Source organism: Roseateles sp. P5_D6, assembly GCF_054049415.1.
In genome coordinates, this window is sequence record NZ_JBFUMK010000002.1 from 411,646 (window position 1) to 431,805 (window position 20,160).

Annotated in this window: 23 protein-coding genes and 1 pseudogene; 14 read left to right on the top strand and 10 right to left on the bottom strand. The window is 68.3% G+C overall.

Annotated elements, in window-relative coordinates:
- Positions 1-17 precede the first annotated feature (17 nt).
- Complete coding sequence (locus tag ACXJKM_RS03845; RefSeq protein WP_457350357.1) at positions 18-362, bottom strand: nuclear transport factor 2 family protein; 345 nt, start codon at positions 360-362, stop codon at positions 18-20.
- A 105-nt stretch (positions 363-467) separates the two neighbouring features.
- On the opposite strand from ACXJKM_RS03845, the gene ACXJKM_RS03850 reads away from it, so the two are divergent.
- From ACXJKM_RS03850 to ACXJKM_RS03875, 6 genes and pseudogenes are all read left to right on the top strand, one after another.
- Positions 468-1,919, top strand: a complete 1,452-nt coding sequence (locus tag ACXJKM_RS03850) for a peptide MFS transporter (protein WP_457350359.1) — start codon at positions 468-470, stop codon at positions 1,917-1,919.
- Between the two features lie 273 nt (positions 1,920-2,192).
- Positions 2,193-3,422, top strand: coding sequence for a cyanophycinase (locus ACXJKM_RS03855; RefSeq protein WP_457350361.1), 1,230 nt, complete (start codon positions 2,193-2,195; stop codon positions 3,420-3,422).
- Between the two features lie 99 nt (positions 3,423-3,521).
- Positions 3,522-4,604 carry a substrate-binding domain-containing protein gene (locus ACXJKM_RS03860; protein WP_457350362.1) on the top strand — a complete coding sequence of 361 codons (1,083 nt, stop codon included), beginning with the start codon at positions 3,522-3,524 and terminating at the stop codon, positions 4,602-4,604.
- A 117-nt stretch (positions 4,605-4,721) separates the two neighbouring features.
- A pseudogene (locus tag ACXJKM_RS03865) lies at positions 4,722-5,267 on the top strand (DUF1003 domain-containing protein); the annotation flags it as partial.
- 430 nt (positions 5,268-5,697) lie between these two features.
- A complete protein-coding gene (locus ACXJKM_RS03870; protein WP_056202599.1) occupies positions 5,698-6,432 on the top strand; it encodes a Crp/Fnr family transcriptional regulator in 735 nt (244 codons plus the stop codon).
- A gap of 56 nt (positions 6,433-6,488) precedes the next feature.
- Positions 6,489-7,253 (top strand): Crp/Fnr family transcriptional regulator, encoded by a 765-nt coding sequence (locus tag ACXJKM_RS03875; RefSeq protein ID WP_457350364.1) that lies wholly within the window; start codon positions 6,489-6,491, stop codon positions 7,251-7,253.
- A gap of 73 nt (positions 7,254-7,326) precedes the next feature.
- Here ACXJKM_RS03875 and ACXJKM_RS03880 read toward each other — a convergent pair whose 3' ends face one another.
- A complete protein-coding gene (locus tag ACXJKM_RS03880) occupies positions 7,327-7,791 on the bottom strand; it encodes a fasciclin domain-containing protein (protein ID WP_457350366.1) in 465 nt (154 codons plus the stop codon).
- Positions 7,792-7,874: 83 nt separating this feature from the next.
- Positions 7,875-8,711 carry a beta/gamma crystallin-related protein gene (locus ACXJKM_RS03885; protein WP_056202593.1) on the bottom strand — a complete coding sequence of 279 codons (837 nt, stop codon included), beginning with the start codon at positions 8,709-8,711 and terminating at the stop codon, positions 7,875-7,877.
- 194 nt (positions 8,712-8,905) lie between these two features.
- Between ACXJKM_RS03885 and ACXJKM_RS03890 the strand changes: the two genes are divergently transcribed.
- Positions 8,906-9,769, top strand: a complete 864-nt coding sequence (locus ACXJKM_RS03890; RefSeq protein ID WP_457350368.1) for a DUF6920 family protein — start codon at positions 8,906-8,908, stop codon at positions 9,767-9,769.
- A gap of 35 nt (positions 9,770-9,804) precedes the next feature.
- Here the strand turns inward: ACXJKM_RS03890 and ACXJKM_RS03895 are convergent, their stop codons facing one another.
- Complete coding sequence (locus ACXJKM_RS03895; RefSeq protein ID WP_457350370.1) at positions 9,805-10,020, bottom strand: hypothetical protein; 216 nt, start codon at positions 10,018-10,020, stop codon at positions 9,805-9,807.
- Positions 10,017-10,169, bottom strand: a complete 153-nt coding sequence (locus ACXJKM_RS03900) for a hypothetical protein (protein ID WP_457350372.1) — start codon at positions 10,167-10,169, stop codon at positions 10,017-10,019. The genes ACXJKM_RS03895 and ACXJKM_RS03900 overlap by 4 nt, the downstream gene beginning before the upstream one ends.
- A 188-nt stretch (positions 10,170-10,357) precedes the next feature.
- On the opposite strand from ACXJKM_RS03900, the gene ACXJKM_RS03905 reads away from it, so the two are divergent.
- Positions 10,358-10,645, top strand: a complete 288-nt coding sequence (locus ACXJKM_RS03905; protein ID WP_457350374.1) for a BON domain-containing protein — start codon at positions 10,358-10,360, stop codon at positions 10,643-10,645.
- A 23-nt stretch (positions 10,646-10,668) separates the two neighbouring features.
- Here ACXJKM_RS03905 and ACXJKM_RS03910 read toward each other — a convergent pair whose 3' ends face one another.
- Both ACXJKM_RS03910 and ACXJKM_RS03915 read right to left on the bottom strand, forming a co-directional pair.
- Positions 10,669-10,827 carry a DUF3309 family protein gene (locus ACXJKM_RS03910; RefSeq protein WP_082532942.1) on the bottom strand — a complete coding sequence of 53 codons (159 nt, stop codon included), beginning with the start codon at positions 10,825-10,827 and terminating at the stop codon, positions 10,669-10,671.
- A gap of 34 nt (positions 10,828-10,861) precedes the next feature.
- Positions 10,862-11,083, bottom strand: coding sequence for a hypothetical protein (locus ACXJKM_RS03915; RefSeq protein ID WP_457350376.1), 222 nt, complete (start codon positions 11,081-11,083; stop codon positions 10,862-10,864).
- Between the two features lie 401 nt (positions 11,084-11,484).
- Here ACXJKM_RS03915 and ACXJKM_RS03920 point away from each other — a divergent pair, with 401 nt between their 5' ends.
- The gene (locus ACXJKM_RS03920) at positions 11,485-11,856 is read left to right on the top strand and encodes a hypothetical protein (RefSeq protein WP_457324155.1); all 372 of its coding nucleotides are present in this window, start codon (positions 11,485-11,487) and stop codon (positions 11,854-11,856) included.
- A gap of 11 nt (positions 11,857-11,867) precedes the next feature.
- On the opposite strand, the gene ACXJKM_RS03925 is transcribed toward ACXJKM_RS03920, so the two are convergent.
- From ACXJKM_RS03925 to ACXJKM_RS03935, 3 genes are all read right to left on the bottom strand, one after another.
- Positions 11,868-12,209 (bottom strand): hypothetical protein, encoded by a 342-nt coding sequence (locus ACXJKM_RS03925; RefSeq protein WP_457350378.1) that lies wholly within the window; start codon positions 12,207-12,209, stop codon positions 11,868-11,870.
- Positions 12,210-12,505: 296 nt separating this feature from the next.
- Positions 12,506-15,403 carry an adenosylcobalamin-dependent ribonucleoside-diphosphate reductase gene (locus ACXJKM_RS03930; protein WP_457350380.1) on the bottom strand — a complete coding sequence of 966 codons (2,898 nt, stop codon included), beginning with the start codon at positions 15,401-15,403 and terminating at the stop codon, positions 12,506-12,508.
- Positions 15,404-15,460: 57 nt separating this feature from the next.
- On the bottom strand, positions 15,461-16,030 hold the full coding sequence (locus tag ACXJKM_RS03935; RefSeq protein ID WP_235532072.1) for a DUF1134 domain-containing protein: 570 nt from the start codon (positions 16,028-16,030) through the stop codon (positions 15,461-15,463).
- 101 nt (positions 16,031-16,131) lie between these two features.
- Here ACXJKM_RS03935 and ACXJKM_RS03940 point away from each other — a divergent pair, with 101 nt between their 5' ends.
- The 5 genes from ACXJKM_RS03940 to ACXJKM_RS03960 are packed head-to-tail and all read left to right on the top strand — an operon-like array spanning position 16,132 to position 19,970.
- Entirely contained in the window at positions 16,132-16,569 is a 438-nt protein-coding gene (locus ACXJKM_RS03940; protein WP_056202576.1) for a hypothetical protein, read from the top strand.
- 48 nt (positions 16,570-16,617) lie between these two features.
- Positions 16,618-17,001: a PilZ domain-containing protein gene (locus ACXJKM_RS03945; protein WP_056202573.1), complete on the top strand. Its 384-nt coding sequence runs from the start codon at positions 16,618-16,620 to the stop codon at positions 16,999-17,001.
- 55 nt (positions 17,002-17,056) lie between these two features.
- Positions 17,057-18,154 (top strand): sensor histidine kinase, encoded by a 1,098-nt coding sequence (locus ACXJKM_RS03950; RefSeq protein WP_457350382.1) that lies wholly within the window; start codon positions 17,057-17,059, stop codon positions 18,152-18,154.
- Complete coding sequence (locus ACXJKM_RS03955; protein WP_457350384.1) at positions 18,151-19,203, top strand: sensor histidine kinase; 1,053 nt, start codon at positions 18,151-18,153, stop codon at positions 19,201-19,203. Before ACXJKM_RS03950 ends, ACXJKM_RS03955 begins: the two co-directional genes overlap by 4 nt.
- Positions 19,200-19,970, top strand: a complete 771-nt coding sequence (locus tag ACXJKM_RS03960) for a LytR/AlgR family response regulator transcription factor (RefSeq protein ID WP_056202566.1) — start codon at positions 19,200-19,202, stop codon at positions 19,968-19,970. The genes ACXJKM_RS03955 and ACXJKM_RS03960 overlap by 4 nt, the downstream gene beginning before the upstream one ends.
- The last annotated feature ends 190 nt before the right edge of the window (positions 19,971-20,160 follow it).

A 20,160-nucleotide genomic window follows, 5' to 3' on the forward strand; every position in this document is an offset into this window, starting at 1 on the left:
GAAAAGCTCTCGCCCTCTCAGTCGTCGCCGCGGCCGATGTAGGCGCGGATGGCCGCGATGCGGTTCGAGGGCTCGAACTCGAACACGTCGACGACGTGAATCGTGTCGCGGCCATTGATGGCGATCTTCAGCTCGGCCGCGGCGCCATTTGGTCGCTCGTAAGCCGCCAGCACATCGATCGACAGGCTCGCGACGGACTCGAAGTTCTTGCGCGTCTCGGCCAGTGCCGCAGCCTTGCCAACGACGCGGATCTTCCAGTCGCGCAGCGTGATGGCGTCGGCGAACATGGGCTCAATCGCAGCGAGGTCGCGCGCTGCATAGGCGGCCAGGTAGGCGCGCACGAGGTCGAGTCGGTCCGTCATCGCCAGCTGTCCATGAAACGGTGGTTGTCCAGGGCTGGATGATCGCCGAGGCACGGGATGACACCCACACGAAACCTCGCTTCGCGCCAGGACAATCCGCGCCCCATGAGCCGACTCCAACAGTTCCAGGCACGCATTCCCGAAGGGTCTGCCGTGCTCTTCTTGATCCAGGTCTTCGCGACGCTGGGCTTCGCAGTCCTGCAGTTCACGCTGACGCTGTACACCACGCGCCACCACGGGTTCACCAGCGAGCAGGCCGCATTGATCACCGGCGTGTTCGGCGCCTTCAACTATGGGTTGCACCTGTTCGGTGGCTATCTCGGCGGCCGTTTCCTGAGCAACCGCAACCTGTTCGTGGGCGGCATGCTGCTGCAGGTGCTGGGCTGCGGCACCGTCGCCGGCGGCAGCCTCGAAGGCCTGTACTGGGGCATGGCCCTGTTCCTGACCGGCAGCGGCCTGAACGTGACCTGCGTGAACATGATGCTGACGCAGCGCTTCACCCCCGAGGACAACCGCCGTGAGGCCGCCTTCCTGTGGAACTACGCCGGCATGAACGTCGGCTTCTTCATCGGCTTCACGGTGTCGGGCGTGTTCCAGCTCAGTGAGGACTACGCCTCGCTGTTCTGGTTCGCGACCCTGGGCAATGCCGCGGCCATCGTGGTGGCGCTGATCTTCTGGCGCACCCTGGCCGACCGCAACACGTCGCTCGCCCAGCGCCGTGGTGTGGCCTTCTGGGGGCGCTTCGCCATTGGCAGCGCCATCCTGGTGGGCCTGGTGCCGCTGCTGGTCTGGCTGCTGAAGCAGCCGGGCGACACCGCCATCGGCATGAAGGCCTTCTGTGCTCTGGTTGCCATCGCCCTTGTCGTCATCACGGTTCGTCATCCGGTGCAGGCTGAGAAGCAGCGCATGAAGGCCTATCTGGTGCTGACCCTGGGCTCGCTGGTGTTCTGGTCGCTCTACCAGATGGCCCCGAACGGCCTGCAGCTCTATGCGGTGGGCAATGTGCTGATGAACGTCTGGGGCGTGGCCGTGGCGCCGCAGTGGGTGCAGAACATCAACACCGTCACCATCGTCATCGGCGGGCCGCTGCTGGCCGCCCTCTTCACCCGCTGGCGCGCCCGCGGCTGGCCGGTGGACATCCCGATGCAGTTCGCGGCCGCCATCGTGCTGATGGGCCTGGGCTTTCTCGTGCTGCCTGTGGGCATCCACTTTGCCGATGCCTCGGGCCGCTCGGATTTCTCCTGGCTCTTCCTCAGCTATGTGCTGCAGTCGGTGGGCGAGCTGCTGATCTCGCCCATCGGCTACGCCATGATCGGCCGACTGGCGCCGCGGCAATACCAGGGCGTCATGATGGGCAGCTGGATGCTGGTAACGGGCCTGGCGTCACTTTTTGCCGGCGACTTCTCGGGCGTGGTGTCCCAGCCGGTGGATGGCTCACCGCTGACGACGAACGCGGCCTACGCGACGCTGTTCACGCAGCTCGCCGTCGGCAGCCTGGTCACGGGCGCCGCGCTGTTCGCGCTGCGGCCGTGGCTGCGGCGCCTGATTGGCGCCTGAGCCGCGGCGGCGCACCAGCTTGCAGCGGCCTGTCCAGGGCCTGCCTGCCGTTGCCAAACAGTTGACGCTGCGCATTGCATCAGCGCGGCAACGGCATGACGTCCAGTCGTCGCGCCGCTAGGCCGCCACTCAAGGGCGAAGGTCGTGTAGACATGAGCGGCCGCCCAGGCCTGCCGGACGCGCTTCGGGTGCGGCAACCTGCCTTGATGGCATGATTTTCCGCCCGGGCCTGACCCGCTGGTTCAGCCGCCCCGACGCTGACAAGATGGGCGCATGAGATTCCTCGCTGCCCTGCTCCTGTCCGCTGCGCTCGCGCTGAGCGTCACTGCCCATGCCGGCACCGCCATCGTCATCGGTGGCGCCTTGAAGAACGACAACGAGGCTGTCTGGCAGCGTATCGTCGATGAGTCCGGCGGCGCCGGTGCGCGCATCGCCGTGTTCGCCACGGCGGCGGCCAACCCGGAGCGCAGCGCCGGCCTCATCGTCGCGGCGCTGAACCGCCACGGCGCCAATGCCGAGGCCATTCCCGTTGCGCCGCGCCAGAAGGACATCGACCTGCAGGCCAACCTCAACGACCCGGTACTGATCGCCAAGGTCGCAGCCTCGAAAGCCGTGTTCTTCTCCGGCGGCGCGCAGGAGCACATCGTCGACACACTGCAGCCCGGCGGGGAGCCGACGGCCATGCTGCTGGCCATCCGCCAGGTCTTCGACGGCGGCGGTGTCGTGGCCGGCACGAGCGCCGGCGCGGCCATCATGAGCCGCATGATGTTCCGCGACGCACCGGACAACATGCAGGTCCTCAAGGGCCAGTGGCGCGACAGGCGGGAGTTCGACCGCGGCCTGGGCTTCATCGGACCGGACCTGTTCGTCGACCAGCACTTCCTCAAGCGCGGCCGCATCGGCCGCATGCTACCGGCCATGCGAGCGCTCGGCTATACGCTGGGCCTGGGCGTGGAGGAAAACACGGCGGCCGTCGTCAAGGGCAGCGAGGTCGAGATCGTCGGCGCGCGCGGTGCACTGCTGGTGGACCTGTCCGAGGCCAGCGCCGACACCAGGTTGCCGGCCTTCAACCTGCGTGGCGCGCTGATCAGCTACCTGGACCGCGGCGACCGCCACGACCTCAAGACCGGCGTCACGACACCCGCCGCGCACAAGCTGCGTGAGCCCAAGATCGACCCGGCGGCGAGCGATTACAAGCCCTATCTGCAGAACGACAACTACTTCCTCGACATCCTGGCCGACAACACCATCGTCACGGCGATGGCCCAGTTGCTGGACGGCCGCGCGCCCGAGGTGCGCGGCCTCGCCTACCGCGCGAAACCCCGCCCCGGCGACCTCTCCCCCGAGCTCGGCTTCGAGTTCCGCCTCTACAAGGGGCCTGGGCTCGTCGGCTGGTTCAGCGGCGCCCTCGGCGGCGAGGACTACACGGTGCTGAAGGCCCGCCTGGACGTCATCCCGGTGCGCATGGCCTCGCCGCTGTTCACGCCGCTGGTCGCGAATTGACGGTCGGGCAAGCCAGGGCTCGCCGCCGAGTGACGTGATTTACCCGAGGTCCGATGCTCAAGCGCGCATATCGGGCCATGGCAAGTTAGGCTCGCGCCCATGGCCGCCCCTTCTCCCGAACCGCGTTCGGCGCCCCGCCTGCCGCTGCAGTGGCTGCGCCGCCCGGTGCTGATCCTGCTCGCTGCCTGGGCTGCCATGGCATCGGCAGCGCAGGCCGAACCGCCGCCATCCGAGGCCCCGAGGCGGGTCGTCTTCCTGGCCCAGGACTTCCGCAACGGCGGCATCACCGCCGTCTACCGTGGCTTCGAGCAGGCCTGCCAGGAACTCGGCTGGACCTTGAGCATCGTCAACGGCAAGGGCGACAAGGCGACGATCAGGCGTCAGTTCGACGAAGCCTTGCGTGCCGGCCCTGACGGCATCGTGCTTGGCGGCTTTGACGAAGCCGATATCGCCGACCGTCTGGCCCCGACTTCGCGGCCTCTTCCCGTGCTGGTGGGCTGGCACGCGGCCCCGCGCCATGGGTCGACGCCTCATCTGTTCGCCAACGTCAGCACCGACCCCGCGGTCGTGGCCGACATGGCCGCGGCCTTGGTCGCCCAGCCCGGCGGTGCCCGGGCGGGCGTCGTCATCTTCAACGACAGCCGCTTCGACATCGCCAACGTCAAGACCCTGCGCATGCGCGAGGCCTTGTCGCGTTGCGCCTCATGCGAACTGCTCGCCGTGGAAGACCTGCCGATTTCGAACGCCTCCAAGGACATGCCGGCCGCGCTGGAACGGCTGCATCGGCAGTTCGGCACGCGCTGGACCCATGTGCTGGCGATCAACGACGTCTACATGGACTCCATGCACTTTCCGCTGCTGGCCCTGGGCCGCCGCGACGTCGTTGGCATCGCGGCCGGCGACGGCTCACGCACGGCACTGAGCCGCATCCGCTCGGGCCGCTCACAGCAGCTCGCGACCATCGCCGAGCCCACTGGCCAGCAGGGCTGGCAACTGGCCGATGAGCTCAAGCGCGCCTTCGCCAGGCAGCCCCCCAGCGGCCGTGTCGCCCGCCCGATCGCCATCACGACGGAGTTGCTGCGGCAACTCGGGCAGTTGGAGGTCGATGACCTGCTGCCTTACCGGGCCGAGTACCGCCAGCAATGGTCGATCAGCCCACCGAGTGCGGCGAAAGCGCCGTAAGCGCCCTGGGATTCGGCCGCCAGCGGCCCGGCCAGGCGCCGTCTTGTGTGCGCCAGCAGACGGTGCGCCGGCCAGGCCGCGGCCAGACTCGCCGTCACCCCCGCTTCCTCGTCCCCCATGTCGCTCCCGCCAGACGATGCCCACGACGCGCAGGCCACCGCCCTGCTGGGCCGGCCGTTTGCGGAACTCGACGTGCGCGCGCAGCGCGTGGCTCGGCATATCGGCCTGCGCCAACCCATCACGCAGCACCCGGAAGCCGCGGCAACCACGCCGCCGACCCGGGGCCAGCGCGCCGCCGATGCGGTCACCGCGTTTGGCGGCTCCTGGCTGTTCGTCGGCCTGTTCGCGGCCGTGATGCTGGTGTGGGTGGGCATGAACGTCGTGTTGCTGGCCGCACGAGGCCAGACCTTCGATCCCTATCCCTTCATCCTGCTCAACCTTTTCCTGTCCATGCTGGCGGCGGTGCAGGCGCCCATCATCCTGATGTCGCAGAACCGCCAGTCCGAGAAGGACCGCGTCACGGCGGGGCATGACTACGAGGTCAACCTCAAGGCCGAACTCGAAATCATGCTGCTGCACGACAAGCTGGATCAGTTGCGCCAGCAGCAATGGAGCGAACTGCTGGCGCTGCAGGCCGAACAGATGCGCCTGCTGGCCGCGCTGGCGGCCGGCCTGCCGGCCATGTGCGACACCGCACAGACGCCGGCGGCCATGCCCCCCTTGCAGCATGGCGGCGCCGTCGGCCCCGCGAACGAGCCTGGGAACCGTGCCTGGTTTGCCCAGCCGTAGCACGGCGGCCGGCGGCGCCTCTGTGCGCTGGCGCACGGTCCTGCCCAACAGGCACCGTCAGGATCGACGTCTTAGCGGGAGTCAACCCATGTACGTCGTCCAGCCACGCCCAACGGCGTGGAACCTCCGTTGCTTGCCTGCACCCAGGTGAGCACCTTCATCGGCCCTCGGCTACCGCTGGCGCTGACGCAATAAGGGCGACGCCCCCGCATGCCAAAAATGTTTATGTGCGATGCCGTACACACGGCAGGCCAGGCGCTGGATAGAGTTGTTGCTTCTAAGTCGCGCCAGCGCGGGAGGATTGATGTCTGCACCGCTTGACGCCCTGGCCCCTCGCAGCAACCGCCTGCTGGCCGCCCTGCCGGGCGAGGAATGGGACCGCTGGGCCGACCAGCTGGAGTTCGTGCCACTGAAACTGGGCCAGGTCATCTACGAGTCCGGCCGGCCGCAGAGCCACGTGTATTTCCCCACCACGGCCATCGTGTCGCTGCTCTATGTGCTGGAGGACGGCGCCTCGGCCGAAATCGCCGTGGTGGGCTACGAAGGCGTGGTCGGCGTATCGCTCTTCATGGGCGGCGAGACCACCCCGAGCCGTGCAGTGGTGCAAAGCGCCGGCGGCGCCTTCCGGCTGCGCGCGGCGGCCATCAAGGTGGAGTTCAACCGCTACGGCGTGGGCATGCACCTGCTGCTGCGCTACACGCAGGCGCTGCTGACGCAGATGGCGCAGACGGCGGTCTGCAACCGCCATCATCTGCTGGAGCAGCAGCTGTGCCGCTGGCTGCTGCTCAGCCTGGACCGCATCGCCGGCGAGCAGCTGGTGATGACGCAGGAGCTGATCGCCAATATGCTGGGCGTGCGCCGTGAAGGCGTCACCGAGGCGGCGCTGAACCTGCAAAAGCTCGGCCTGATCGACTACGCGCGGGGCCACATCACCGTGCTGGACCGCGCGGGGCTGGAACAGCGCAGCTGCGAATGCTATGGCGTCGTCAAGCAGGAGTACGACCGGCTGCTGAACTGGCCGGCAATTCCCTTGCCCTGACCCGCAGCGTGTGCTGGCGCACAGCGGCAATCAACAAGTGATGTGCAGACTGGTGCATGACTGCCAACCAGTTGCTCGATCACCTGCCCGCCGCCGAGTTGCGGCGCCTGCTGGCGCAGAGCATTCAGGTGCCCTTGCGCAGCGGGCAGAAGCTCGGCACCCAGGACCAGCCTGCCCGCGTGCTGCTGTTCCCGCTGCAGGGTTTCCTTTCGCTGGTCACGCTCATGGACGCTCACCCGCCGCTGCAGGTGGGCATGGTGGGCTGCGAGGGCGTGGTGGGCGTGCAGTTGCTGCTGGGCGTGGCCACCAGCCCGGTGAGCGTGATGGTGCAGGAGGACGGCCAGGCCTGGAGCCTGACCGCCGCGGCGCTGCGCAGCCAGTTGCCCGACAGCCCGGGGCTGCGCCGGCTGCTGATGCGCTATCTGCTGGTGCAGCTGAGGCTTTCAGCGACGGCCGCGGCCTGCCTGCACTTCCATGCCCTGCAGGCGCGGCTGGCACGCTGGCTGCTGATGGGGCAGGACCGGGCGCAGGGCGACGGCTTCGCGGTCACGCAGGAAGGCATGGCCCACCTGCTGGGCGTGCGGCGCGTCGGCGTCACGGTGGCGGCGGGCGCGCTGCAGGAGGCTGGCCTGATCCGCTACCACCGGGGCTGGGTCACGGTCAGCGACCGCGCCGGCCTGGAGGCGGCGGCCTGCGGCTGCTATGCGCAGGACCGGGCGAGCTACCGCGCCGGCATGAAATTTCCCCCTGGAAACGGCGCTCCGCACGCTGACGAACATGCGCCGGTGGCCGCGTTTTCTGCAAGCCACGTCATCCCATGACGCCGCGGAGTTCCCTCATGAGGCCACGCATCCCGCAACTGCACCGGCGGCACTGCGGCAAAGCCGGGACGGGTCAGCTTGCGGCCGGCATCAGCACGGTGTCGATCACATGGATGACGCCATTGGTGGCTTCGATGTCGCGCTCGACGACACGGGCCTTGTTCACGCGCAGGCCGGCCGGGGTCATGTCGATGGCCAGGTCTTCGCCTTGCAGCGATTTCAGCGTGGCGGGCTGGCCGCCCGCCGCAGCGGCCTTCACATGGCCCGCCACCACGTGCAGCAGCAGGATGGCCGTCAGCCTGGCCTTGCTCTCGGGCTTGAGCAGGTCGACCAGCTCGTTCCTGGCGAGCTTGTCGAAGGCCTTGTCGTTGGGTGCGAAGAAGGTGTAGGGGCCCGAGCCGTCAAGCATGTCGGCCAGGCCGGCGGCCTTGACGGCCGCCATCAGGTGCTTGAAGTGGCCGGTCCTGTGGACCGTGGCCAGCAGGTTGTCCTGCAGGGCGGCCTTGCTCGGGTTGTTGGTGACGACGGCGGCAATCATGAGAGCTTTCTGGTGGAGGGATGCATGCAAATGCTGCCCCTCAGGATTGCCGGGGTCTGTGCGCTGGAGCACCCGCCCGTGGTTCAGGCGCGCGGTTCGCCGTTGGCATTGACCGTCACGGTGGCGCCGGGCGGCGTGGCAACCTGCATGTGGTGCTGCTGGCCGCGGAAGTTGTAGGTCACGTCCCAGTAGGCAGGGTTCTGCGCAACCGGCCGGTCATCGCAGCGCTGCACGTCGCGGGTCACCACCGATTCGCCACTGTTGTTGCGGCCGATGTTGTTGCCCACCACGCCACCGGCCACTGCACCGCCGGCCGTGGCCAGCACTCGCCCCGTGCCGCCGCCGACCTGATGGCCGAGGATGCCGCCAATGACCGCGCCGATGACGGTGCCGGGCACGCTGTTGTCGCTGCGGCGGCCGTCGCCGACCTGCTCACGCTCCGTCCAGCAGCGCCGCTGGCCGGACTCGCCGTAGATCGCCCGCACATCGCTCACGGTCGCCTGGTACAGGCGCTCGCGGTCGCGGCGGCGGTAGTCGGCCGGCACGCTCGGGTAGGGCGCATAGCTCAACTCGTCATCGCGGGCATTGCGCTGCACGGCGCGCACCGACGAGATCTGCTCGTCCAGCCCCATGGCTTCGAGCGACGGGTACTGGCCGGGTCGCAGCACGCGGCAACGGCCCGAATAGCGCTGGTCCACGCAGACCTCCCAGCGCTGGCTGCGCACCACCACCGACGAGGCCCTGTCGTTGAAGTTGTTGCTCCTGAAATTGCTGACGCTGCCGTTGCTGGTCATGGAGCGGCCCTGGAAGTTGGCCTGCTCATAAAAGGTGATCTGCGCCAGCGCGGGCGTGCTGGCCGAAAGGGCCAGCAGCAGGCCAAGGGCGTTGCGGCGCAGGGAGTGTGTTTGGGGGGTATGCATGGCGTTCTCCGGTGTCGGGGCGAGGCCCGTGAGGAAAGTCTGTGCCGTGTCGGGCAACCCGTCTGTACGGTGGCGGACCCAGCCGGCGCCGAAGCACTGACGCGCGAGCGCTCCAGTGTTCGGCAGCGCACAGACCGTTGGCCCAGGCTCGGCGAGCCTTGCGGCCCGTCACCCGACAAACCGGCAAACACCGCATGGACTGGCTGCTCGCCGCTTTTGTCCTTCTCGCCGCCCTGGCCCTCGCGATCACGCTGCTGCTGGGAGCGCGTCGCCAGCGCCGCTGGCGCTCACAGTCCAGGGCGCTGATCGCCAAGCTCAATGCCGAGCCGGGCCCGGCGGGCGTCACCCATTTCGACCCCGCGGAACTCATCCATTTGCCGGCACCGGTGCAGCGCTATCTGCGCATCGCGCTGACCGCCGGCCAGCCACTGGTGCGCGGCGTGAGGTTGACGCAGAGCGGCTTCCTCAACCTGTCGGCTGCCGGCGACCGTTGGCAGCCCTTCACGGCCGAGCAGCAGGTCGCCACGCGCGGGCCGGGCTTTCTTTGGAATGCCCGTGTCGGGCTGTTCTCCGGCCTGAGCGTGCGCGTGCAGGACAGCTATCTGGCCGGCGCGGGCCTGCTGCATGCAGCTCTGCTTGGCGTGCTCGACATGGCTCGCCAGCAGGGCGGGGGCGAGCTGGCGCGCGGGGAGCTGATGCGTTTCCTGGCCGAGGCGCCCTGGTACCCCACGGCCCTGCTGCCCAGCCAGGGCGTGAGCTGGGCGGCGGTGGACGCGCGCCAAGCCGATGCCACGTTGGCCGACGGCGCCGTCTCGGTGACGCTGCGCTTCAAGTTCGGCGATGCCGGCCTGGTGGACACGGTGCGCGCCGAGGCGCGCGGGCGCAAGGTGGGCCGGATGACTGAAATGGCCCCCTGGGAAGGGCGCTGGAAGGAGTGGACGACCCGCGACGGCATGCGCGTGCCTCTGGCCGGCGAGGTGGCCTGGCTGCTGCTCAGCGGGCGCCAGACCTATTGGCGCGGACGCCTGGGCAAGCTGCGCTACCGCTTCAGCGCTTGATGGGGGCGGGTCCTTGTGGCTTCCTTGTCGGAGCCCTAGGCCAAGGCGACGAATGCCTGGCCGAGCAGGCCACCCATCAGCACCGCGCCCAGGCCGACCAGGAACACCCAGGGCGAACGGCGTCTGGCCATGCTCAGGAAGCTTTCCTCGCGGCAAGCTGGTGGGTCTTCGTTGCGGTAGATGGGGACGGGCGGGCCGTCGGTGCGCATGCGAACGCGAGCCGAAGGATCGGCTTGGAGGGTGGCGTTCATCGCGACCCCTTCTGGCCCTTGCGGCCGGCGTGCTTGTGGCGCTCGGGCATGTGGGCCGACGGCTTGGGCAGCTCGGGCTTGATATCCAGCACGGGCGGGTGGCCGGCGGGTTCCGCGGGCTTGTTCCTGGCCTTCATCGACTGCTTCATGGGGTGCTCCGGCATTGAGATCCAGGCGACGAAGGATTTCTGGCCAGGACTGCCCAGACCTTAGGGCGGCCGCGCGCGCTTGACTGTGCGGCAACGCACACGCCGCGTACCGGGCCGCGTGCGCTGCCGCACAGACCCGCCGCGGCGTGCACGCCCAAGCTCCCAGTGCCCTTGCAGCAAAGGCCACCATGAAAGCAGAGCCACAGCGCCGTCCGCCCGCGATGCCCGCACCCAGCGATGCCGATCTCGCTTACATGGCGCAGGCGGCATTGACGTGGAACCCGTCTCTGCCCCCGGGGACGGTCCGGGCCAGCGTTGAAGCCGGCTGGCTGACCTTATCGGGTGAAGTGCGCTGGCACTGCCAGCGCCAGGACGCGGTCAACTGCGTGCGCCATCTGCCCGGTCTTGCCGGCGTCAACAACTGCATCACGCTGCAACCGTCAGTGCCGCAAACGCCCTTCAGGGACACGACCTGAAGCGTGGAAGGCATGAGGCGCGCCTACAGCCGGCCCATCAGCCAGAGCACGATGAGGATCAACAGCAGCAAGCCGATGCCGCCCGAGGGCATATAGCCCCAACTGCGGCTGTGCGGCCAGGTCGGAAAGGCGCCGACCAGCAGCAGGATCAGCACGATCAAAAGAATGGTTGAGATGCTCATGACGTTCTCCTTGAGCGAAGGCGCTCGGCCTGATTCATGCCGACGCCGCCGAAGCGGCGGGTGTCACGACGACAACGGCGGCGGCGCCTGCTTTGCCGGCCTCGCCCGTGGCGCCGGTGGCCCCGGGCGGCCCCGGTTCGCCCGCAGGGCCGGGGGCGACGATGACCGTGGGCGGTGGTTCATTGCGCTGGCAACCGCCCAGCAGCAACGCCAGCATGGGCAAGCACAGGGCCAGCGCTGTTGAGCGTGAAGACATGAAGATTCCTTTGCGACAGACCACACCGGGAGGTGCTCCAGCACAAGGTAGCCACGCGATGCGGTCGTGTCGGTGCGGTAGCGCACCAGGGGTGCACCGGCAGTTCGGACTACCCCGTTGCCGGCCCGCCGGTATGTAAGCGGCTCAACGTCCTACAGCCACGCGCTGGCGCTGAGGACATTGTTGAGGGGCGCTCAAGGTTGAGCAGTGCAGGTCTCAGGCATGAGAACCCCCTTCCGACTGAACGTGCCGAATTGGTTCGACAACCTCGGCTCCGAGTTGCTCCGGTCGCACGCGGCGCCGAGGCCGCTGTGGCGTCGCGCCATTGAACAGCGCCGTAGAACGCGCCGACTGGCGCCGGCGGCCACCACTCGCACGCAACCACCACTGCCGGCACGCCCATGAGCGGCTTCTGGATCTCCACGCCCTTCTCCCAGGAGCCGCGCATCGTGCTGGTCCGCTGGCGGGCCTGGGAGGTGCAGGTGCCCAGCTACGACGCCCCCACCTGGCATCTCGTCGGCTACATCGAGGACGAGCACTGCGCCAAGGTCTCGTCGGCCGTGGCCTTTGTGCACATCGACACCGATGAAGTGACCACCAAGACGGGCCGCACCTATGCGCTCAACGGGCCGCCCAGCATCGATGCCGACGCGGCCCATCTCTGGGACAGCTGGCGCAAACAGCATGGCGCCGTGGTGCTGCGGGAGGTCACGACGGATGTGCTGGATGGGCGGCAGCCGGTGGCGGTGAACTTGATCCAGCCGCCGGGATAGTCTCCTTCCGTTTACCGGCGTGCCTTGAGGCCTGCCCAGGCCCCATAAATGGCCGCGGGGATGGTGACGAGGGTCGCCAGCGCCGTGAACCAAGCCGACTGCGCCGCGTCGGAGAGCAGCAAGCCGGTGGCAATGCTCAGTACGCCGAACGCAGCTGCGTGCCAGTACGGCACGGTTGGAGCCAGGCGGGCGCAGATTGCGCCACCCATGGCAGTCGTCAACGTCCCGAGCACAAAGACAACTGCCAAGTACTCGGGTTGGGCGGCAAGCGCCGCGACGTCAGCCGACGTCGAAACACTGCCTGGCCAAAGAGCAAGGACGGCAAAGCCCGAGACGACGTCCAAGGCGAGCATGCTGATGAGCCCGACTGCAAGGGCTCGTAAATTGAGGCGAGGTAACTCCATTGATTCCCTGTTGGCAAACCGAAGCGCCCGGCACGGGCGCCTGAAGCCGCTATTCCTTGACGATTCGGCGGGCTGGCCGGGTCGGCGAGACCATCTCCGCGGCCACGAGCTTTGCGGCCGCCCGCCCATATTCCTCGAGGCGCTCTCGAGAATGCGAGACCTCCCGGCGCCTCGAGCCAGCGACTGCCTTCGCCGGCAACCTCATGGCCCGCGGGTACTTTCACAAATTGGTGCAGCGCGCACTCTCACCCGCACTGCCCCACATACCCACAAGCCGTGCAGAAATCGCAACCATCCTTGTGGATCATGGTCGCGTTGCCGCACTCTGGGCAGGGCTTGCCGGCCTGGACCTGCAGCGTGCCGGCGGCCGCCGCGAGCTTGGGTGCGGGCGTCTGCAGCAGGCCCATGTCGCTCAGTGGCTGGCCGGCTTCGTCGAGGATGCCGAGCATGGCGTAGCGATGGATGACGAGGCGGGCCACATAGGCCACCGTCGACGGCCAGACCTGCTGGCGGCGTTCGCCATTGAGTGACGGCACCGGGGCCATGAAGTGGCCGAGCGGCTCGCCGACGTTGAGCAGCTTGCGCAGCTTCATCGCGATCCAGCCAGGGTCCATGACACGCATGTCCAGCGACAGCAGTCGGGCCAGGCCATCCAGCGCCTTGGGGTAGTTGCCCGAGAAACCCATCGCGCAGGGGCGCATGACCGAGCCGCCTTCGGGCGTGGGCAGCACCACTTCCTTCAGCGTCAGCGTGAACTGCTCGTTGGTGGCCGGGTTGTCCACGTCGACTGCCCAGGCCAGCGTGCCAGACACGCCGGTGCGCGGCTCGTTGCGGCTGAACATGGCGTCCACCACGGGCGTGGCGCCGCCTTCGGCCAACGCGCCGAGCTGCTCGCAGCGCCAGCGGATGACGGCCGCCGTTGCGGCGACGACGCCGGGGAAGAGTCGCTTCTCGCCGCTGGGCGGCATGGGCATCTCGAAGGCGCGCTCCTCGGCGACTGTCGCGAGCGCATCGAGCTTGAGGCGCAGCCAGGCGGCGTCGTTGGTGCGCAGGTCCATGGACAGCGTCTTGGCCAGAGCCGACAGGCCACGCGGTTGCTCGGCGCCGTTGACCCAGACCTCAAAGGGCAGGTTGCGGCCGAACAGGCCGGCGTCAGGCCCCTCCAGCGGCAGCTCGCCGATGAAGAGGGCGAAGTCGCCGTGCGGGTGCTGGATCAGATAGCTCCAGGCCGGGTTGCCGCCAGGCATGTCGGGGCGGCTGGGCCAGCGCAGCGAGGCCACCACCGCATTGGGCAGTCGCTCCACGCGCAGGCGCTGGTTGGCGCCGCCGACGTCGGCTCGCAATGGCTCGGGCTGCTTAACCTCGGGCGTGACCGACAGCACCGAACCCAGCACGCTGTTGGGCCGATACGTGGCCAGGCCCTTGAGCTTGGTTTGCCAGGCCTGGATGTAGAGGTTCTGGAAGTCCTCGTACGGATAGTCTGCCGGCACATTGACCGTCTTGCTGATGGACGTGTCGATATAGGGCGCGACGGCCGCGACCATCGATGCGTGGTCGGCCGCGCTCAGCTCCAGCGCGGTGACGAAGGCGTCGCTCAGTGGCGCATCGGCACCGAACAGATGCCTATACAAGCGCCAGGCATGGTCCTCGACGGCGTATTCCTTGAAGCCGCCACCCTCCGTCTGCGGCAGGCGCTTCTTGCGCGTGTAGGTCCAGGAGAAGGCCGGCTCGATGCCGTTGCTGGCGTTGTCGGCAAAGGCCAGGCTGATGGTGCCGGTGGGCGCGATGGACAGCAGGTGGGAGTTGCGCAGCCCCTGCGAACGGATCTTGTCCTTCAGCCCCTGCGGCAGGCGCGACGCGAAGCTGCCGCCGGAGAGATACAAGTCGGCATTGAACAGCGGGAAGCTGCCTCGCTCGGCGGCGATGTCGCTGGAGGCCGAGTAGGCCGCGTCGCGCATGAGCTCGCTGACGTGGCTGGCCATGTCACGCGCTTCGGGCGTGTCGTAGCGCAGGTTCAGCATGACGAGGGCGTCGCCCAGGCCCGTGAACCCCAGGCCGACGCGGCGCTTGTTGGATGCCTCTGCGGCTTGCGCGGGCAGCGGCCACGGCGTCACGTCGAGCACGTTGTCGAGCATGCGCGTGGCCACGGCGACGACGTCGGCAAAACCGGCTTCATCAAACGCGGGCTTGGCGCTGAAGGGGTCGCGCACAAAGCGCGTCAGGTCGATGGAACCGAGGCAGCAGCAGCCGTAGGAAGGAAGTGGCTGCTCTCCGCATGGGTTGGTCGCCGCAATCGTCTCGCAGTAATGCAGGTTGTTGTCGGCATTGATGCGATCCAGGAAGAGCACACCGGGCTCGGCATGGTCGTAGGTGGAGCGCATGACCTGGTCCCACAGCTCGCGGGCGCGCACCTTGCGGTAGACCCACTGGCCGTCGCCGCGCTGGTAGGCGCCAGCCTCGATCTGTTCGGCGCTGGGCTGGGCCTTGTGCGCCAGCTCCACGGTGCCATCCGCCTGCACGGCCTCCATGAAGGCGTCGGTCACGCCGATGGAGATGTTGAAGTTGCGCAGGTCGCCCTGGTCCTTGGCGTGGATGAAGGCTTCGATGTCGGGGTGGTCGCAGCGCAGCACGCCCATCTGCGCGCCGCGGCGGCTGCCGGCGCTCTCCACCGTCTCGCAGCTGCGGTCGAAGACGCGCATGTAGCTGATGGGCCCGGAGGCATGGCTGCGCGTGGAACCCACCCAGGCGCCCATCGGCCGGATGCGGCTGAAGTCGTAGCCGACGCCACCGCCGCGGCGCATGGTCTCGGCGGCTTCGGTCAGCGCGGTGTAGATGCCGGGCACGCCGTCCTCGGGCGTGGCGATGGAGTCGCCCACCGGCTGCACGAAGCAATTGATGAGGGTGGCCGACAGCTCGGTGCCGGCGGCGGACATGATGCGGCCGGCGGGCACGAAGCCGCGCTTTTGCGCATCGAGGAAGGCGGCTGTCCAGCGCGCGCGGTCGGCGGGTTTCTCGGCCTCGGCCAGCGCGCGGGCGACACGTTCGCGCAGCTCGTCGGGCGTCTGCTCGCCGCCCTTGGCGTATTTCTCGATCAGGACTTCGCTGGAAATGTCCTGCACTGAAAGATGGGTGGTGGTGCTCACGTTGGCCCCGGACAATGCTGTACAAAAATACAGTCTACGCCTGTCGGCGCAGCCGCTTCAGAACGGGTTGATGCTCTTCTCGCGCCGGTAGTGGATGTAGCCGACGCTGGCCCCGGCGCGCAGGCCCACGCCCAGGCGGATGGGCGCCAGCGTGATGCCATTCAGGCGCTGGTAATTGATGCCGGCGCCGCCGATGTAGTAAAGGCTGCCGTCCACACCGGGAAAGCGCTGGTAGATCGCGCTGGCCTTGGGCAGCTTGTAGACCAGCGTGAAGACCTTGGACGCATTGGCGCCCAGGTCGAAGCCGATGGACGGGCCGGCCCAGTAGACCCTGGACGCGCCGCCGCCCTTCATCAGCAACTCGCCGTCGCCATAGCGCAGGCCCACGGTGATGGCGGCGGCAGCTTCCTCGCCCTTGATGTAGGCATTGGGCCGCCCCTGCTCCTTGAAGGCTTTCTCGATGACCTTGGCCAGGCCCTCCGTCGTCTGGCCGAAGAAATCGGTGGCAGCCTTGAGGACGGACTCCTCGTCATAGGTGCCGTCCTTGTCATCCGCGGCAAAAGCAGGCACAGCCGCAGCAGATGCCAGGGCGGCGAGGTGTTGCAGATGCTGGCGACGATCGATCACGGCAGCTCTCCTTGAGGCCCTCATTGGAGGGGCCAGCATAAACAAAACAGCGTGAAGTTTGGCCGCCCGTTGCCCCTTCACACAACCTAGACTCGACGATCATGTCGTCCAACCCCGACCTCCAGCGGCTGTCCGCCGCCCTCGAATACGCCGACCTTGCCGCCGGCCTCTATCTGGCGGGCGGGGCCGACCAGGCCGCCCGGCTGCTGGCCGCCGCGGCCGAGCAGCAGCTCGGTGATCTGGTCAGGCTCATTGATGCCCCCAGCGCAACGGTCGACACCCGCGAGCTGCTGGCCCGCATCGCGCGGGCGCACCGGCCCGCCGTGGTCGCGCCACGCCAGGCCCAGCAGGAGCGCGGCTGGGATGACTCCCCGGTCGAAATCGACGGCACCCGCGACGAAATCGTCGCCCTGCTGCGCGCCGCCTGGTTCATGCTGGAAGCCATGGGCCTGGCCTCGCTGGCGCCGGAGCGGCTGCAGCAGGCGGTGGAGCACAGCACCGTCTTCAGCAGCAGTGCTGCGCTGGAACCTTTCATCTAGGATCGGCCGAACCCATTCGCCCGGGCTCGCCCGATCAGGGAGACCATCATCAGCACCGAACGCCGCCAATTCACCCGCGTCGCCTTCGCCTCGGGCGCCGAGCTGATCACGACCCAGGAACACCTGCGCTGCCAGGTGCTGGATATTTCCCTCAAGGGCGTGCTGCTGCAACTGCCGGCCGGTCACCCGCCGCAGGTCGGCATGCCCTGCCTCGTCAAGCTCCCCCTCGGCGCCGGCGCCCCGGGAGACATCGTCATCTCGATGGCGGGCGAGCTGGCCCATGTCGAGGGCAGCCATGCCGGCGTGCTGTGCCGCAGCATCGACATCGAGTCCATCACCCATCTGCGCCGCCTCATCGAAGTGAACCTCGGCGATCCATCGGCATCGGAGCGGGAACTCAAGGCGCTGATTGCCGCGGCCGGCAGCCCCTGAGGGCAGTTCGTCGCATCCCACACCGGGCGGCGATGGCCCACCGAGAATCGCCCGAATGGAGGACCTCAGCCCGCTGCAAGCCTTTCGCCGCGTCTGCAATCTGCGCATGCTGGCGGGCGTCTACTACTTCTGCCTGTTCTACGCCATTTCGCGCGCGCTGACCTGGTTCGGCGAAGGAGACGGTGGCCTGGACGACGCCCTCTTCGACCTGATCCGTTTCAGCCGCCAATGCCTGCTGACCGGCATCTCCCTGCTGCTGATGGTGGCCCTGGCCGAAGCGCTGCTGGCCGGCCGGCACTGGAAGCTGCCTGCCGCGCTGACGGTGCAGGCCGGCGCCGTCGGTTTCGGCGCGGCCCTCGGCACCTGGCTGCGCTATGCAGTCTCGTCGATGGGCGATCCCGGCAACAAGGTCAAGCCCGCCTGGGTGATGTCCACCGTCTTGCTGTGGGCCCTGCTCGGCGGTATCGCCTATGCGCTGCTGCTCGTCAGCCGCGCCCAGCGCCAGGGCCGCGACGAGCTGACCCGGCTGTTCCGCGAGCGCGAGGCGCTCAAGACGCAGCAGACCGAGGCCCAGCTGTCGGCGCTGAATGCCCAGATCGAGCCCCACTTCCTGTTCAACACGTTGGCCAACGTCAAGCGCCTGTACGAGACCCAGCCCGAGCGTGGCCGCAACATGCTGGTGGCCCTGATCGCCTACCTGCGCGCTGCCCTGCCCGGCATGCGCCGGCATGAGTCCACGCTGGCCGAAGAGCTGGAGCTGGTGCGCCATTACCTCGCCATCCTGCAGATGCGCATGGGCGAGCGCCTGTCCTTCGACATCAGCGCGCCGCCCGAGCTGTTGACGGCCCGCCTGCCGACGCTGGTGCTGCCGACGCTGGTGGAGAACGCCATCAAGCACGGCCTGTCGCCGCTGCCCGAAGGCGGGCGCATCGAGATCCGCGCTGCACACGCGGCCGATGGCGGCCTGACCGTCGAGGTGGCCGACAACGGCCAGGGCTTCGGCACGGCCAGCGGCGGCGCCGGCGTCGGCCTGGCCAACACGCGCGCACGGCTTGCCGCGCGTTTTGGCGACATGGCCACGCTGGCTCTGGAAGCCGTCCAGCCGCGCGGCGTCGTGGCCCGCGTTCATCTGCCGGCAGAAGCTCTGGTATGAATGCATTGCGTCATGTGCTGCAGTCCTGGCGCTCCCTGAGCCTGAACGAGGCCCTGGTCTTCGTCAGCGCGGCCCTGCTGTTCGGCGCCATCGACCTGACCTCGCTGCTGGAACTGCGCGTCGGCGACCAACTGCCCCAGGTGCTGGCCCGCCAGCTCAGCCTGCCCCTGGTCAGCTGCGCCGTGCTGCTGCTGTGCTGGCTGCCGGCCGCGCGCAGCAGCCCCATCCACCCGGCGCGCCGCCAGCGCCTCGTGGCAGCCACCTTGCTGGGCTCCGTGCTGGCCATGGCCGTCATCTACCCGCTGGCAGCCGCCCTGCCCTGGCCGTCGCTGTGCGACATCTATGCCCAGACCCACGGCAAGATGAAGTGCACGATGTTCCGCGTCAACGCCGTCATCGGCGACACGCTGTGGGTCTTCATGCCGGCACTGATGATCGTCGGCGTGCTGGAGTTCCGCACGCTGCGCCGCCGCCAGGACCAGGCCGCCCAGGACCTGCTGCGCGAGCACAGCCAGTTGCGCCGCCACGCGCTGGCCTCGCGCCTGGCCGCCCTGCAGGCCCAGGTCGACCCGGCCCTGCTGTTCGACGCCCTCGTCTCCGTCGAGCAGGCCTACGGCCGCGAGGACCCGACCGCCAGCGCGCGGCTGGAGCGGTTGATCCGCCATCTTCGCGTGGCCCTGCCGCGGCTTCGCGACGCCGGCGCCACGCTGGGCAGCGAGGCCGAGTTGATCGCCAGCTACCTTGACCTTCTGCGCGATCTCAACGGCGACCCGCCCGCCTTCGACTGCGAACTCGGCCCGCGCGGCGCGACCCAGCTGCCACCGATGCTGCTGCTGCCCCTGGTACAGCGTGCGGTGCGGCTGGGCCACCCAAGCCGCTGCTGGCTCAGCGTCAATGGCAGCATCACGCTGGGCTTCGACCAGGAGGGCCTGTGCAGCGATGACGCCGACCTCACCTCGCTGCGCGAGCGCCTGGCGGTGCTTGGCGCGAAACTTGTCTGCACGAGTGGCAATGGCCGCACCGAATTCACCTTAGAACTTTCTGCATGAGCCTGTTTGCCCCCACCGCCGTCGTTGCCGAGGACGAAGCCGCGCTGCGTGGCGAACTCGTCGAGCAGCTCGGCAAGCTCTGGCCCGAACTCAGCATCGTCGGCGAAGCTGCCGATGGCCTGGAGGCCTTGCGCCTGCTGGACCGGCACCAGCCCGACATTCTTTTCCTCGACATCGAGATGCCCGGCGCCACCGGCATCGACGTGGCCCGCCAGGTCAATGGCCGTGCCCATGTCGTCTTCGTGACGGCCTATGACCAGTACGCCATCGCCGCCTTCGACCAGGGCGCCGTCGACTACCTGCTCAAGCCGCTGGCCGGCGCGCGCCTGTTCACGGCCATCTCGCGGTTGAAGGCGCGGCTGGGGCAGGCACCGGCCCAGCTCGGTGGCGTGCTCGACGAGCTTGTCGCTCGCCCCGCCGCCACACCGTCTGCCGCGCGCGCACCGCTTCGCTGGATCAACGCCTCGGTGGGCCAGACGCTGCGCCTCATCACGGTCGACGAGGTCATGTTCTTCCAGAGCGACAACAAGTACACGCGGCTGGGGCTGAAGGACGGCGAGGCCTTGATCCGCAAGCCGCTGAAGGAGCTCATCGACGAGCTCGACCCGCAGCAGTTCTGGCAGATCCACCGCTCGACGCTGGTCAATGTGAACTCGATTGCCACGGTCAGCCGGGACTTTCGGGGAAGGATGCAGATCAAGTTGAAGCATGGAGCGGAGATGCTGTTGGTGGCGGAGAGCTGTGCGCATCTGTTTCGGCAGATGTGAGGGTGGGGTGGGTTGCTTTTGCGGAGAGCGCGTCTGCTCGATGCATTGCCGGGGGTCCGTCCCGGCGGCCGGGTAACTTTCTTCTGCGGGGCCAGAAGAAAGTCACCAAAGAAGAGGCCCTGAACCGCACACCATCGCGACGCCGCCATGAGCGGCGCGCGAAAACGTGCGCTGACATTGCGGGAAGAAG

Bases quoted from the DNA above. Each gene is read 5' to 3' on its own strand.
- ACXJKM_RS03845 (WP_457350357.1), bottom strand. From the start codon at position 362: ATGACGGACCGACTCGACCTCGTGCGCGCCTACCTGGCCGCCTATGCA.
- ACXJKM_RS03850 (WP_457350359.1), top strand. From the start codon at position 468: ATGAGCCGACTCCAACAGTTCCAGGCACGCATTCCCGAAGGGTCTGCC.
- ACXJKM_RS03855 (WP_457350361.1), top strand. From the start codon at position 2,193: ATGAGATTCCTCGCTGCCCTGCTCCTGTCCGCTGCGCTCGCGCTGAGC.
- ACXJKM_RS03860 (WP_457350362.1), top strand. From the start codon at position 3,522: ATGGCCGCCCCTTCTCCCGAACCGCGTTCGGCGCCCCGCCTGCCGCTG.
- ACXJKM_RS03870 (WP_056202599.1), top strand. From the start codon at position 5,698: ATGTCTGCACCGCTTGACGCCCTGGCCCCTCGCAGCAACCGCCTGCTG.
- ACXJKM_RS03875 (WP_457350364.1), top strand. From the start codon at position 6,489: ATGACTGCCAACCAGTTGCTCGATCACCTGCCCGCCGCCGAGTTGCGG.
- ACXJKM_RS03880 (WP_457350366.1), bottom strand. From the start codon at position 7,791: ATGATTGCCGCCGTCGTCACCAACAACCCGAGCAAGGCCGCCCTGCAG.
- ACXJKM_RS03885 (WP_056202593.1), bottom strand. From the start codon at position 8,711: ATGCATACCCCCCAAACACACTCCCTGCGCCGCAACGCCCTTGGCCTG.
- ACXJKM_RS03890 (WP_457350368.1), top strand. From the start codon at position 8,906: ATGGACTGGCTGCTCGCCGCTTTTGTCCTTCTCGCCGCCCTGGCCCTC.
- ACXJKM_RS03895 (WP_457350370.1), bottom strand. From the start codon at position 10,020: ATGAACGCCACCCTCCAAGCCGATCCTTCGGCTCGCGTTCGCATGCGC.
- ACXJKM_RS03900 (WP_457350372.1), bottom strand. From the start codon at position 10,169: ATGAAGCAGTCGATGAAGGCCAGGAACAAGCCCGCGGAACCCGCCGGC.
- ACXJKM_RS03905 (WP_457350374.1), top strand. From the start codon at position 10,358: ATGAAAGCAGAGCCACAGCGCCGTCCGCCCGCGATGCCCGCACCCAGC.
- ACXJKM_RS03910 (WP_082532942.1), bottom strand. From the start codon at position 10,827: ATGAGCATCTCAACCATTCTTTTGATCGTGCTGATCCTGCTGCTGGTC.
- ACXJKM_RS03915 (WP_457350376.1), bottom strand. From the start codon at position 11,083: ATGTCTTCACGCTCAACAGCGCTGGCCCTGTGCTTGCCCATGCTGGCG.
- ACXJKM_RS03920 (WP_457324155.1), top strand. From the start codon at position 11,485: ATGAGCGGCTTCTGGATCTCCACGCCCTTCTCCCAGGAGCCGCGCATC.
- ACXJKM_RS03925 (WP_457350378.1), bottom strand. From the start codon at position 12,209: ATGCTCGCCTTGGACGTCGTCTCGGGCTTTGCCGTCCTTGCTCTTTGG.
- ACXJKM_RS03940 (WP_056202576.1), top strand. From the start codon at position 16,132: ATGTCGTCCAACCCCGACCTCCAGCGGCTGTCCGCCGCCCTCGAATAC.
- ACXJKM_RS03950 (WP_457350382.1), top strand. From the start codon at position 17,057: ATGGAGGACCTCAGCCCGCTGCAAGCCTTTCGCCGCGTCTGCAATCTG.
- ACXJKM_RS03955 (WP_457350384.1), top strand. From the start codon at position 18,151: ATGAATGCATTGCGTCATGTGCTGCAGTCCTGGCGCTCCCTGAGCCTG.
- ACXJKM_RS03960 (WP_056202566.1), top strand. From the start codon at position 19,200: ATGAGCCTGTTTGCCCCCACCGCCGTCGTTGCCGAGGACGAAGCCGCG.